Source organism: Desulfatiglans parachlorophenolica (assembly GCF_055394735.1).
Window position 1 is genome coordinate 4695058 of record NZ_AP042460.1, and the last position, 13243, is coordinate 4708300.

Genomic DNA, 13243 nt, shown 5'->3' on the forward strand with positions numbered 1-13243 from the left:
ACGCGTTCGAATCGTCTCAATCATGTGGAATTCGTATCTCCCCACGTTCTTGGCGGCCGCGAACGAGAGCCGTCACGTCGAACTGACCCTGTTCTCCCAAAAAGAGATCGAAAGCGACGCCGACTGCCTGGAACTTTTCTGGAAAGCGGCGCGGGGGGCCGACATCATTTTCCTCTACTGGACCAGCGATGGCTTCTGGGAGGAGGTCGACGCGCGGATCGACGAGGTTTCAAACGCCAAGACCATTGTCACCACCTCCTTCGATCCCGCCAACTGGGGTCGCAGGGCCACGGTGGAGATCCCCGTCTGCGCCCGGGCCTACGCCTACCTTGCCGAGGGCGGAACGGAAAACTGCCGCAGGTTGCTTGAATTCTTGGCTCATCAGGTGAATCCCGGCATCGGAGTGGAGGACCCCGTTCCCCTTCCTTGGCAAGGCATCCTGCGCCCGCCGGACCAGACCGTCCACGCTACGTTCGAAGCCTACCGCCGGTTCCATCCAGCCCTGCATCCACGGACGGTGGGCGTCTTCTTTTCCCGTCACACCTTCACCAACACTGATGGGGCTATGGAAAGAGACCTCATCGAGGCCCTGGAGGCGCATGGGCTGGCAGTGCTGCCGGTCTTCTCCCACGGGGTGCCCGACAAGGAAGCAGGGGCTCTGGGGCCCATCGAAACGGCCCGACGTTTTTTTCTCGATCCGCAAGGTGCGCCCCGCATCGATGCGCTGATCAATCTGCATTTTTTCTTTCTCGGCCGCGAGGCGGGAAGCGGGCTTTCCGAAACCGGCGTGGCGGCGCAAACCGTGGATTTGTTCAGGACGCTCAACGTGCCGGTCTTCAAGCCGGTGGTCTCGTATAGCAAATCGATCCAGGAATGGGAAGAAGACCCCCAGGGACTCATCGCCGAAGTCAGTTTTGGGATCGCCATGCCGGAATTCGAAGGCAACATCGAGCCGATCATCATGGCCTGCAGCCGTAAGCTGACCGATGCCCGCTCCGAAACAGCCTTCGAGATCCGTGAAATCATCGGCGGGCGTGTGTCCCACATTGCCGAGCGTGTGGCGCGCTGGGTCCGGTTGTCGGCCAGGCCGCCCGCTCGACGAAAGGCTGTTTTCGTGCTGCATAAGAACGAGTGCGCGGGACTCGAGGCCGGTGTGGGCGGAGCGGCAGGGCTCGATTCGGCCGAGAGTGTGGTGCGTGTCCTGCGCCGGATGCAGGAGGCAGGGTATCGTATCGAGGGTGCGCCGGAGTCGGGTGAGGCCCTGATGCAGACCATCCTGGAACGGAAAGCCATCGCCGAGTTCCGGTGGACCACTGTGGACGAAATCGTGGCCAAGGGGGGCCACTTGGCCCTTCTGAAAAGCGAAGTCTACGAAAAATGGTTTGCCGAACTGCCAGAAAAGGCCCGGTCGGCCTTGGTAAAGGCCTGGGGGGAGCCCCCGGGTCAGGAGGTGAACGGTGTGCCCGCGGCCATGGTACACGACGGAAAACTGGTCATCACCGGGCTCAACTTTGGAAATGTCAATGTCATCATGCAGCCCAAACGGGGTTGCGCCGGGTCCCGGTGCGACGGGCAGGTGTGCAAGATCCTTCATGATCCCGACATCCCGCCGCCGCACCAGTACATCGCCACGTACATGTACATGGACCGCGTATTCGATGCCGACGTCATCGTCCACGTAGGTACCCATGGCAACCTGGAGTGGCTTCCGGGGAAGGGCGCGGGGCTCTCAGGCGCATGTTGGCCGGACATCGCCGCCGGCAGACTCCCCCATCTCTACATCTACAACGCCGACAACCCGGCTGAAGGCGTCGTGGCCAAACGGCGCAGCTACGCCACCTTGGTGGATCACATGCAGGCGGTGATGACTACGGCCGACACTTACGGAGAACTCCAGGACCTGGAGGAACTCCTGAACGATCATCAGCGGGCGAAGCAAACCGACCCGGCTCGGGCCCATCACCTGGAGCACCTCATCAACGAGGCCATTGACCGGGCCCATTTCCGCCGGGAAATCGATGCGCTGAAGGCGCCCGATTTCAACGCCGTTGCAAGACGCTGCCATGATCTGCTCTCACGGATCCGGAACTCCCAGACACGAACGGGTATGCACGTCTTCGGTGAACAGCCGCGGGACGGCGGCCGCGCCGAGGTCATCAACACCATCTTGCGCTTCGACAGCGGCAGCAAGCTGAACACGCACCGCCTGGTGTTCGACCTTTGGGGCGAAGACTTGCCTGGAGCGCTCGAAAACCCCGGTCTGGCGAGCCGGAGCGGAAAAACTTACGGCCGGATGATCTTCGAAGCAGACCGTCTGGCCGAGGGCCTTATTGCGCGGTTGATCGGCGGCGAGCGATTGGAGAAGCTGATCGAGGAGCACGCGCCTGGAGGGATGGAGGCCTCTCTTCAGGAGCGTTTCGAACAATTTGCGGCCCTGGTCGAAGAGATCGACCGGAGGATCGAGGATTCCAGGGAGATCGATTCTCTCCTGAACGCCATGAACGCGGGGTATGTGCCCGCCGGGCCCTCCGGCTACCTTTCGCGCGGACGCTACGACATCCTGCCGACCGGCCGCAATTTCTACAATGTGGACCCCACCCGGATCCCCACCCGCGCGGCGTGGCAGGTCGGGGTCAAACTGGCCGACGCCCTGCTGAAAAGATACCTGGAAGAGGAGGGTCGTTATCCCGAATCGGTGGGTATGGTGTGGCTGGCATCGGACATCATGCGGGCCGACGGTGAGCAGATCGGCCAGATCTTGCATCTGCTGGGTGCCCGGCCGACATGGAAGGGCAATGGGCAGATAGACGATTTTGACATCCTTCCGGGCGAAACGCTCGGCCGGCCGAGGATCGACGTCAATATCCGCGTTTCGGGTATCACGCGGGATTGTTTCCCGGACGCGGTGACCTACCTGGACCGGGTAGTCCAGGCCGTCGCCATGCAGGATGAAGACCCGCAGCGTAACTTCATCCGCAAGCACATCGTCGAGCAGGCCGCGGGCTCTGATCTGGATCTCGGAGACAGCGGGCATTTCCGCCGTCTCACATACCGGATCTTCTGCGCGCAGCCGGGGGTTTACAAGGCCGGTGTGAACCTGGCGGTGGCGGCTTCGGCCTGGAAGACCGCGGATGATCTTTCCGACGTCTACGTCTTCTGGAACGGGTACGCATACGGGGGCGGGGCTGGTGATGCCACTTACGGAACCGAGGCGCATCGTGAGCTTGTGGAGAATTTGGGGAGGGTGGAGGTCACTTTCGACAAGCATATTTCGGATGAAGGCGATTTCCTGAACTGCTGTGGCTTCTATGGAAACTACGGCGGCATGACGGTGGCGGCGAAGTCCATCTCCGGCCATGCTCCAAAGACCTATTACGGTGATACCCGCGACCCCGCCAACGTGGCTGTCACCGATTTTGCCGATGAACTTCGCCGGGTCGTAAGGGCAAAGCTCCTCCACCCGAAATACCTCGAAGGGATGAAGGCCCACGGTTACCAGGGCGCCGCGGAACTCTCCAAACGGATCGGCCGGGTCTACGGTTTCGGTGTTACCACCGAAAAGGTGGACGACTGGATATTCGATGAAATCGCCGAGACCTTCATGCTCGATCAGGAGATGAAGGCCTGGTTCGAGGCAGTGAACCCCTGGGCGATGGAGGAAATCGGCCGCCGGCTTCTGGAGGCCGAAAGCCGGGGCATTTGGCAGCCGGCCCGAGATCTGCTCGAGCAGTTGAGGAATGCCTACCTGGAGACCGAAGCGAGGCTGGAGGAGACCATCGGGGATGTTCAGGGCGATTTTCAGGGAGGCGCCGTGGACGTTCTGACGGCGGATGACGTGGAAAGTTGGCGGTCGGCCATGCAGAGCGTCATGAACAAGATCCGGTCGAAGGAGGAGAGAACGCTTTGACGACGCAGCATCCTGTCTACCCCTTTTCCGCCCTCATCGGTCAGGAAAGACTGAAACGCGCGCTGCTGCTGAACGTCGTCAACCCAGCCATCGGCGGCCTCCTGGTGCGGGGCGAAAAGGGCACCGCCAAATCCACCGCCGTGCGCGCGCTCGGCGAGCTTGTGCCGGAGATACGCGTTGTGGACGGATGTCCGTGCAACTGCGACCCGGATCAGCCCGACTGCTTCTGCCCGCTGTGCCGCAGCCGCAGGGGGGTGGTCGAGGCCCGGCTGCGGCGTATCCACCTGGTCACGCTGCCGCTCAATGCCACCGAAGACCGTGTGGCCGGCGGAATCGACTTCAATCTGGCGTTGAAAACGGGCGTCCGCGGTTTTCAGCCGGGGCTCCTGGCCAAGGCCCACCGGGGCATGCTGTATGTGGACGAGGTCAACCTGCTGGATGACCATATCGTGGACATCATTCTCGATGCCGCCGGCTCGGGCCGAAACCGGGTCGAGCGTGAAGGCGTCTCTTTCAGCCATGTGTCCCGGTTCATCCTGGTGGGGACCATGAACCCCGAAGAGGGCGAACTCAGACCACAGCTCCTGGACCGGTTCGGCCTCTGCGTGGAGGTCGCCTCGGAAAAGGACATCGAGAAGCGGGCCGCGCTGATGGATCGGCGGGAGGCTTTCGACACCGACCCCTCCGGCTTTATCCGCCGCTTCCAGGCGGAGAACGACACCCTGGCCAAACGGATCGTCTCCGCACGGGATTTCCTCAAGGATGTTCGTTTTCCGGACCGCCTGCGGAGGCTTATCTCCGATATCTGCACGGAAAACAACGTGGCGGGGCACCGCGCTGACCTGGTCATCGAACAGGCGGCAAGGGCCGCTGCGGCCTTGGACGGGAATCCGGAGGTCACCCTCGACGACATCCAGCAAGCCGCGCAGTTCGCGCTCGCGCATCGGAGGCGTGGAGCGGCCCCGCTGCCCCCGCCTCCCAGCCATCGGCACACGCCCGACAGGCCTCCCGACAGCCCCGGTGAAAAGCGGCAGGGAAAAGACGAATCGCCGGATGAGGATCATGCCCAGGCGGAAAGATCCGCCCATCCGGGGGAAGGTCCTCGGTCCGAAGATGCGCAGGATGGGCAGGACAGCAGGAGGGAAGAATCACGGCCAGGGGCTGCCGACTCGCGCGAGCGGATCTTCGAGGTGGGCGAAACCTTCAGGGTCCAAAAAATCGTCTCGTCCAAGGATCGGGCCTTCCGCCGGGGTTCGGGCCGCCGCAGCCGGACGCGGGTCGCGCTGAAACAGGGGCGTTATGTTCATGCGACGATGAATCGGAACTCAGGCGACGTGGCCTTCGACGCCACCCTGCGGGCGGCCGCTCCGCACCAGTTGCTGCGCAGGGGCGGCTCCGGGCTTGCCGTAGTCCTGCGGCCGGAAGATATCCGGGAAAAGATCCGGGAGCGGCGGATCGGCAACTTTCTGCTGTTTGTCGTGGATGCAAGCGGCTCCATGGGCGCACGCGGCCGCATGCGGGCGTCCAAGGGGGCGGTCATGTCGCTCCTCCTGGATGCCTATCAGAAAAGAGACCACGTGGGTCTCATATCCTTCCGCAAGGAGAGTGCCGTACTGAACCTGCCGCCGACAGCGTCCATCGAGCTTGCGGCCGGACTCCTGCGGGAGATGCCCGTGGGCGGCCGGACGCCGCTTTCCGCCGCCCTGATCAAGTCTTACGAGGTCTTGCGCAATCACCTGGTGCGGGACCCGACCGCCCGCCCCATCGCCATCTTCATCACCGACGGGAAATCCAATGTCGCCCTCGGGAACCGCAAACCGCTGGAGGAGTCTCTCGAATTGGGCGTGCGGCTGGGTGCCGACGAGCGGATCCGCTTTATCGTCGTGGACACGGAAAGCCAGGGGCTGGTGAATTTCGGCCTGGCCCGCAGGCTGGCCGGTTCCATGAAGGCCCGATACTTCAAGATCGAAGACCTCAGGGCCGACACGCTCGCCAACATCGCCAAGGAGAACGTCCAATGAACAACCGACCCGTTTACCCTTTCGTCGCTATCGTCGGCCAGGAAAAGATGAAACTGGCCCTCATATTGAACATCATCAATCCCACCCTTTCGGGCGTCTTGATCCGGGGCGAGAAGGGAACCGCCAAATCGACGGCCGTACGCTCCCTGGCTGATATTCTGCCCGCTGTCGAGGTCATTCGGGATTGCCCTTTCCAACTTCTGAGGGACAGTGCGTCCGACATCTGTATGGGATGCGGGCGCCTGGAGTGCAGCCGCAAAAACGATCCCCAGTCACCCGTCGAAACGATCCGGCGTGGCATCCGTGTCGTGGAACTGCCCGTAGGGGCCACCGAGGACCGGGTGGTGGGAACCATGGACCTGGAAGAGGCCCTCAAGAAGGGCGAAAAACGTTTCGAACCGGGGCTCCTGGCCAAGGCCCACCGGGGCATTCTTTACGTGGACGAGGTCAACCTGCTGGAAGACCATGTGGTGGACATCCTGCTCGATTCGGCGGCTATGGGCGTCAATACGGTCGAACGCGAGGGGGTGAGCTTTTCGCACCCGGCGCGCTTCACCCTGGTGGGCACTATGAACCCCGAGGAGGGCGAACTGCGGCCGCAGTTGCTGGATCGGTTCGGGCTTTGCATCCATATCGAGGGCATCGGCGATCCTGACGACCGGGTGGCCATCATGGAAAGACGGATTACGTTCGACGAAGATCCGGAAGCATTCTCTCAACGGTGGGAGGCCGAATCGAGGGAGGTGGCAAGAAGAATCGAAACGGCCATGGAACTCTATCCGAAGGTTCAGGTGGATCGCACACTCCTTTACGAAATCGCCTCCTATTGCCTGGATGTGGGCGTGGACGGCCACCGCGGCGACGTGATCATCCTCAAGACCGGCAAAACCCTGGCCGCCTGGAACGGCCGTACACAGGTAATGAAGGAAGACATCGATGAGGCCGCGGAACTGGCCCTTCCCCACCGCATACGGCGGCAGCCTCTCCAGGATATCGTGTTGGATGTCGAGCAGCTGCGCCGGCGGAACCCATGCCGCCGGGAGGCGAATGATTGATCGAGGAGGGCGAATTTCTGGCCGGGACATTTTTTCCGGTCGATCTGCTTCCGCATTGGGCCCAAAGGATCCTGTATCTGTTGCCCTTGACCCATGCCGCCGATGCGATCCGGACATCATCGTTTGGATTGGTGCCGGAAATCGGCGACTATCCGATCCTTGCCGCCATCGGCGTGTCGGCTTTTTCCCTTGCGATCATAACCGTCGACAAGGCCAGAGATCGATCCCAATCCTCTTCGGTGTTTATCTGATCGGAGGACCGTTGTTCGAGCTGAACCGGTTTCGTCGAGGCAGTCGCTTGTGACGGCACACGTTGAGAGCCTTGCGCACAACAAGCCGTTAGGATCGTGTGCGCCAAAAAGTGATGAGTCGTCGGTCAAGGGGGGGCGGGTCGATCATCCTGCGCTCCGGCAGCAGGTCCGAGAACGCCCGCTCGGAGACCTTCAAAGAGAGCACATTGCCGTCCCTTCGCAGGGGTGTTCTGTGCTCCTGATACAAAGCCCTGCGGGGTGCCCCCCTGATCTTGACAGGGTCTTTCGATGGCGGGAATTTTATCTTGACTTTTGCTTCCCATCTCTTTAGCATCCACGAAAAAAACAGGGTTGCCTGCGTAACGGAATACGGTGTGAGTCCGTAGCGGTCCCGCCGCTGTAACCCCTCTCCCCGCGCTCTTTCAGGAGACGGGGATCCGTCCGGTCATTCAAAGTCACTGTGGCGAGGTATCGCTGTGGGAAGACGATCGTACGGCTGGGGAAGCCAGAAGACGACGCAGGCAAGCCGGTAATAGGGTCCGATGGTAAAGGGTTCTAGCGGTTCTTCGGAGCTGTTGGAGCCTTTTTTTATGGTGGAGGGAATCGAATGAATATGGAGTGCATACAGGTAAGGGAGATCGGCTCGTTCGAGTTTACGCGGGTGTCCCTGCCGCAGCCGGGTTTTGGGGAGGTGCTCATTCGGGTGGAGGTGACCGGGCTTTGCCGCACGGATCTCAAGCTGATCCGTCAAGGACACCGAGACCTCATTCTTCCGCGAATACCCGGGGAAGAGGTGGTGGGGATCGTTGAAAAACAGGGCCCCGGTTGTGCAGAGGTTTCCGAAGGGGAGCGTGTTTATGTCTACCCGGGGCTTTGGTGCGGGGAGTGCGAGGCATGCCGCAAGGGGGCGGAGAATATGTGCCGCCGGATGCAGATCATGGGATTCCACAGGGACGGGGGTTTTGCTCAGTACGTCCTTGCGCCGGAACGCAGCTTGATACCCGTCCCGCTGGGGCTCTCTGCCGAGGAAGCGGTTTTTGCCGAACCCCTTTCATGCTGCCTGAACGCCCTTGAAATGGCACGCCTGACGGAAGGGGACCGTGTGGCTATCTGGGGTGCCGGCCCAGCGGGGACCCTTCTGGCACGTGCTGCAAGATCCGCGGGGGCTTACCCGGTGAATATCGAGCCGGATCTCAGACGACGGACGTTGATCGGCGGGCGGGAAACGGCCGGTGCGGGACCTTACGACGTTTGCTTAGCAGCCGTCGGGGATCGTCAGGCTTACGAGGAGGCCCTACAGGTCCTTGGTTCCAGGGGGCGGCTCGTTGTTTTCTCCGGACTCGCACCACTGGGGGAGCAGATGATGGTTGATTTTAACCGGATCCATTACTTCGAGCAAACCATCGTCGGTGCATATGGCTGCTCTCGCCATCACGGTCTGGAGGCCCTTGAGCGGATCGCACAAGGTCGCGTTCCGGTCCGGGATATGATCAGCCATCGGATGGCTTTATGCGACCTTGGAGAGGCGCTGGATCTGGTGGCTCACCGCACGGGTATGAAGATTCTGCTTTATCCCTGGAATAGGAGGAAAGACGATGCAGCGATTTGACGAGGCGGCCCTTCGTTCGTTTGGCGCGGTGATTCAGAAGGTGGTTTCGGGTATGGATCTTACCCGCGAGGAGAGCTATGCGGCCTTTCGGGAGATTCTCCTCGATGAGCAGCCTGATTTGCAGCAGGGCGCGTTTCTGGCGGCTTTAGCGACAAAAAGAGAAACCGCCGGCGAGATCGCGGGTGCCTGGGCCGCCATCCGGGAACTGGATACGGTCTCCGCCAAGATCGAATTCGGATCGCCTCTGGTCGAAAATTCGGGAACGGGTATGGATCAGCTGAAGACCTTCAATGTCAGTACGGCTGCAGCTGTCATTGCTGCTGCGGGCGGTGTGAGATTGGCTCGCCACGGGTCGCGCGCTCTCACATCGGCCTGTGGAACGGTAGACATTGCCGAGGCGTTGGGTGTTGATGTGGAATGTGATATGAGCACGGTGGAGAGGAGCATTTCGGAAGTCGGCATCGGACTCTTCAACGGGATGAGTTCAAAGGTGCACCCCCGGTCCCTGGCGCGTATTCTCAGCCGGATTCGCTTTGGATCCACGCTCAATATCGCAGCATCGTTGGCGAGCCCTTGCCGTCCCACCCATGCCCTTCGTGGTGTGCACTCAGAATCCATGGTAGAGAAAACCGCGCGTGTCATGCGTGAGATCGGCTACCAAAGAACGATGACCGTGCATGGTTTTGACAACAGGCGTGAAAACGGCATGGACGAGCTTTCCAATATCGGCCAAACTCTTGTACATGAATCCTTATCGGATGGAAACGATCGTACCTACCGGCTCGAACCCGAGGACCTTGGACTGAATCGTTATGAATACAATGACATAGCGGCGACGGGCAAATTGGATGCGGAATCCCTTCGGTTCCTGAAGGTTATCGCCGGCACAGGACCTCGCCCATGCATGGAACTCGCCTGTCTGAACGCGGGAGCGATCCTCTATTTGAGTGAAGAGGTGCGCGATATGCAGCAGGGGGTGGAAACATGCCTTGGCATCGTTGCACGTGGACAGGCGCTCAAGAAACTGTGTGAATGGGTCTATGTGCAATCCGATCCTGCAAAAAAAGGCGTCATGCGTCTGCTCAGGTTGGCTTCTTCGGCGGGTCTTGAAAAGGAAGTACGACAGTTTCTTTGACACACTCTGAAGAGGAGGAAAGGAACTGCGTAACCGGGATTCGTTAGTTTGTGTCCATCCGGAAATGATTTCCCGGTACAATCCGGTTTCCAATCCGGAAATGAGGATTTTTTCTTCACACGCTTCGCGTGCTCAGTCCCGCCGCTTCGCGGTGGGTTCTGGTTTGACAATATCAAGGAAATCAAGCTCTTGCGCGGATGCGACCTGGTGATTGCCGCACAAGCAAACGTGCAGATTGACGCCGAGATTGGCAAAAAAGACCATTGCCGGATGGAAACTTGTTAGCTGCGGAGGAAGATCAGGCAGAATTTTACATAGCCCATAGGATGATTCCACGCACGAGCGAAAACAACACAGCCCCGGCCAGGGTCGCCCCCATCATCAATCGGCAGGCCCGCGCGATGTGGGTGGGGGAAAGCGGATGACGCAGATCTCCAAGGGTCGGCATTTCCTCCAAGCGCCCACTGCGGTAAACCGGTCCGCCGAGTTGAACACCCAGTGCGCCGGCCGTGGAGGCCTCTGCCAGACCGGCATTGGGACTGTTGTGTTTGGGGCCGTCTCTCCAGGCCACCCGCCAGGCGGCACGGGGGTCCTCTTTCAATGCCCAGGCGGCCAAGGCCGTGAGCAAAACGTTGATGCGGGCCGGTAGATAATTGACCGCATCGTCGAGGCGGGCGGATGCCCAGCCGAACTGAAGATACCGTTCGTTCCGATAGCCGAAGGTCGAATCCAGAGTGCTTACGGCCTTATAGGCGACGGCTGCCACCGGTCCACCCAGAAAGGCGAAAAAAAGAGGTGCTATAATACCGTCCACCGTGTTTTCAGCCACGCTTTCCACTGTGGCACGCGTCACGCCGGCCTCGTCGAGTCGTGCGGTGTCACGCCCGACCATCAGGGAGACCCGCCGCCGCGCCAGAGGCAGATCGCCCTGCCTCAGGGCTGCCTGCACCGATCGGCCATGGCGGTCGAGGTCCCTGGCGGCGAATGCGGTGTACAGGATGAGGACGGCCATGATATGCCCCAGCCATGACGCCGCCCCTTCAGCTAAAGTCAGGCAGGCCCAGGTGGTCAGGGCGGCGATGCCGATGACGGCCAAGGCCGTCACCAGACCGGCGATCCTGGCGGATGCGAACCGGGCTCGCATAGGGGCCTCGAGGCGGATCGCCAAACCGCCGATCAGTTTCACCGGATGGGGCAGCCGACGGGGATCGCCGATGAGGTAATCCAGGGCGAGGGCAAGCCAGATGTAGAGGATCCATTTCATCGCAATCCCGCCGATCGATAGATTTTTTGGATATGCAGATTTTCCCGCACCACAGCGGCCAGGCGCTCCAGGGCGGCCTCCACCTCATAAGGCGCGGCGACGCGTCCCTTTTCACCTTCGGCCTGGGATGCCGCCTCGTAATCGGCAGGGTTTCCTTCAGGGAATGCGAAATCCTCCAGGAATGGCACCACTCCGAAGGTCGGCAGCCCGGTGTGGCGCTCGGTGAAGGCGATGGCGTCATCGAGCAAGGCCTGTCTGCCGCGATAGCGGTTGATCACGAATCCTTTGATCAGGGACCGCTCATGCTCCGACAAGAGGTCGAGGGTCCCGGCAAAGGCCGCGAAAAGTCCGCCCCGGTCGATGTCCCCCACCAGCAGGGACGTGGCCCGGGCATGATCGGCCAGGGCCAGATTGGCGAGGTCATGTGTTTTCAGGTTGACCTCGGCCGGGCTCCCCGCGCCTTCGAGCACCATCACGTCCGCCTCGGCCGCCAATGAGTCGTAGGCTTCGCGGACCGTTTTCCACAAATCCTTCTTGCAGGCGATGTACTCGGAGGCCGACATGTTGCCGATCGGTCTTCCGACCACGATCACCTGAGACCCCGATTCTGAAAGGGGCTTGAGCAGCACCGGATTCATCCGCGCGTCGGGCGGCAGACGGCAGGCCTGAGCCTGGACCAGCAGGGCGCGCCCTATTTCCCCGCCTTCGGATGTCGCATAGGAATCAAGTGACATGCTTTGGGCCTTGAACGGGGCTACTGTGTAACCGTCCTGGAGAAGGATGCGGCACAGGGCGGCGGTCAGCACACTCTTGCCTGCATGGGAAGAGGTGCCCAGAAACATGATGGCAGGTGTTTTTCGGGATTTGACGACGGCGGTCGGCCGGGATGGCTGGAGTACCCTGGCCAGTGCTGCGACGAGACACCGGTTTTCTGATGTCGTCCGCACCGCCACCCTGAAATAGTCTCTTCCCAGGCCGACGAAGTCGGTGCATACCCGGATAGCGATCCCCTGGCGCAGCACCTGTTCTTCCAACGCGACCGCATCGATGTCCGTCCGCTTGATTCGGACCAGCAGATAGTTCGCTGCACCGGGATAGACCTTCAACCCAGGCAGGGCGGACAGTTCATTCGCCAATATTTCCCGGCGGCGAACGGCATCCGAACGGCTCTTTTCGGCGTAGGCCTGATCACGCAAAACGCCTGTGCCGACGGTCTGAGCCACAGAACCCACGGACCAGGGCGGTAGAAACTCGCGCAATCGGGCGGCCAGAACGGCATCCGCCACAGCGTAGCCCAGACGAAAGCCTGGAATGGCATAAAGCTTGGTCATAGAGCGCACCACCACGACGTTGGAACGCTCGGCATGGATCAGGCTTTGGTAGTTCGGGACGAAGTCGGCAAAGGCCTCGTCCACCACAAAAAAGGAGTCCGGATAACGGTCGGACAAATCCACCAGACGGTTGATCTCGAAAAGCCTCCCGGTGGGATTGTTGGGCTGGCCCAGGACGACCATCTCTCCCCCCTTGAGTTTCCTTTCGAGCGTGTTCCAGGGTATGGCGAATCCGTCGCCTTCTTTGAGCGCCACTTCCTCGACGGACAACCCTTCACGCAGCACCGCAGTCCGGTAATCCAGGTAACTCGGAACGGGAAGCACCGCCCGGGACACGCACAGTACACGAGGCAAGGAGAAGAGCAGTTCTGTCGAGCCGTTGCCCACCGCGATTTTCTCCGACGAAATACCGTGATGGGCACCCAGTGCAGTGGCCAGACCGGAGGCGTGAGGATCGGGATAGTGGACCGCCTCACTCAGACTGCGGTTGACCAGGCTGCGCAAGGATTCTGGCGGACCCTGGGGATTGATGGAAGCCGAAAAGTCGAGGATTTTATCCCTGGGCAAACCCGCCCGTGCCGCCAGCAGGCCGATATTTCCACCATGTCCAAGATCCATTGTGCATCCCCTTGGGCGATCCGGGTGAGCGGCCCCCGAAGGATGAAGGTTT

The 13243-nt window shown here is 60.9% G+C and carries 9 protein-coding genes and 1 riboswitch; of the genes, 6 read left to right on the forward strand and 3 right to left on the reverse strand.

Features of this window, described 5'->3' with window-relative positions; all coding sequences use genetic code 11:
• Positions 1-22 precede the first annotated feature (22 nt).
• The 6 genes from cobN (at position 23) to trpD (ending at position 9978) form a co-directional block, all read left to right on the forward strand.
• Complete coding sequence (gene cobN, locus ACZ500_RS21820) at positions 23-3907, forward strand: cobaltochelatase subunit CobN (protein WP_464229532.1); 3885 nt, start codon at positions 23-25, stop codon at positions 3905-3907.
• Positions 3904-5928, forward strand: coding sequence for a putative cobaltochelatase (locus tag ACZ500_RS21825; protein ID WP_464229533.1), 2025 nt, complete (start codon positions 3904-3906; stop codon positions 5926-5928). Before cobN ends, ACZ500_RS21825 begins: the two co-directional genes overlap by 4 nt.
• Positions 5925-6983 (forward strand): ATP-binding protein, encoded by a 1059-nt coding sequence (locus ACZ500_RS21830; RefSeq protein ID WP_464229534.1) that lies wholly within the window; start codon positions 5925-5927, stop codon positions 6981-6983. Before ACZ500_RS21825 ends, ACZ500_RS21830 begins: the two co-directional genes overlap by 4 nt.
• A gap of 86 nt (positions 6984-7069) precedes the next feature.
• Positions 7070-7234 carry a hypothetical protein gene (locus tag ACZ500_RS21835; RefSeq protein ID WP_464229535.1) on the forward strand — a complete coding sequence of 55 codons (165 nt, stop codon included), beginning with the start codon at positions 7070-7072 and terminating at the stop codon, positions 7232-7234.
• 338 nt (positions 7235-7572) lie between these two features.
• Positions 7573-7771, forward strand: a riboswitch (cobalamin riboswitch).
• Between the two features lie 70 nt (positions 7772-7841).
• Positions 7842-8843 carry an alcohol dehydrogenase catalytic domain-containing protein gene (locus ACZ500_RS21840; RefSeq protein WP_464229536.1) on the forward strand — a complete coding sequence of 334 codons (1002 nt, stop codon included), beginning with the start codon at positions 7842-7844 and terminating at the stop codon, positions 8841-8843.
• Positions 8830-9978 carry an anthranilate phosphoribosyltransferase gene (gene trpD, locus ACZ500_RS21845; RefSeq protein ID WP_464229537.1) on the forward strand — a complete coding sequence of 383 codons (1149 nt, stop codon included), beginning with the start codon at positions 8830-8832 and terminating at the stop codon, positions 9976-9978. Before ACZ500_RS21840 ends, trpD begins: the two co-directional genes overlap by 14 nt.
• Positions 9979-10110: 132 nt before the next feature.
• Here trpD and ACZ500_RS21850 read toward each other — a convergent pair whose 3' ends face one another.
• Genes ACZ500_RS21850 through ACZ500_RS21860 form a run of 3 tightly spaced genes read right to left on the reverse strand, consistent with a single transcriptional unit; the run spans position 10111 to position 13191 of the window.
• Positions 10111-10242, reverse strand: a complete 132-nt coding sequence (locus ACZ500_RS21850) for a hypothetical protein (protein WP_464229538.1) — start codon at positions 10240-10242, stop codon at positions 10111-10113.
• Positions 10243-10288: 46 nt separating this feature from the next.
• A complete protein-coding gene (gene cbiB / locus ACZ500_RS21855; protein WP_464229539.1) occupies positions 10289-11242 on the reverse strand; it encodes an adenosylcobinamide-phosphate synthase CbiB in 954 nt (317 codons plus the stop codon).
• Positions 11239-13191, reverse strand: coding sequence for a cobyric acid synthase (locus tag ACZ500_RS21860; protein ID WP_464229540.1), 1953 nt, complete (start codon positions 13189-13191; stop codon positions 11239-11241). Before ACZ500_RS21860 ends, cbiB begins: the two co-directional genes overlap by 4 nt.
• Between the last annotated feature and the right edge of the window lie 52 nt (positions 13192-13243).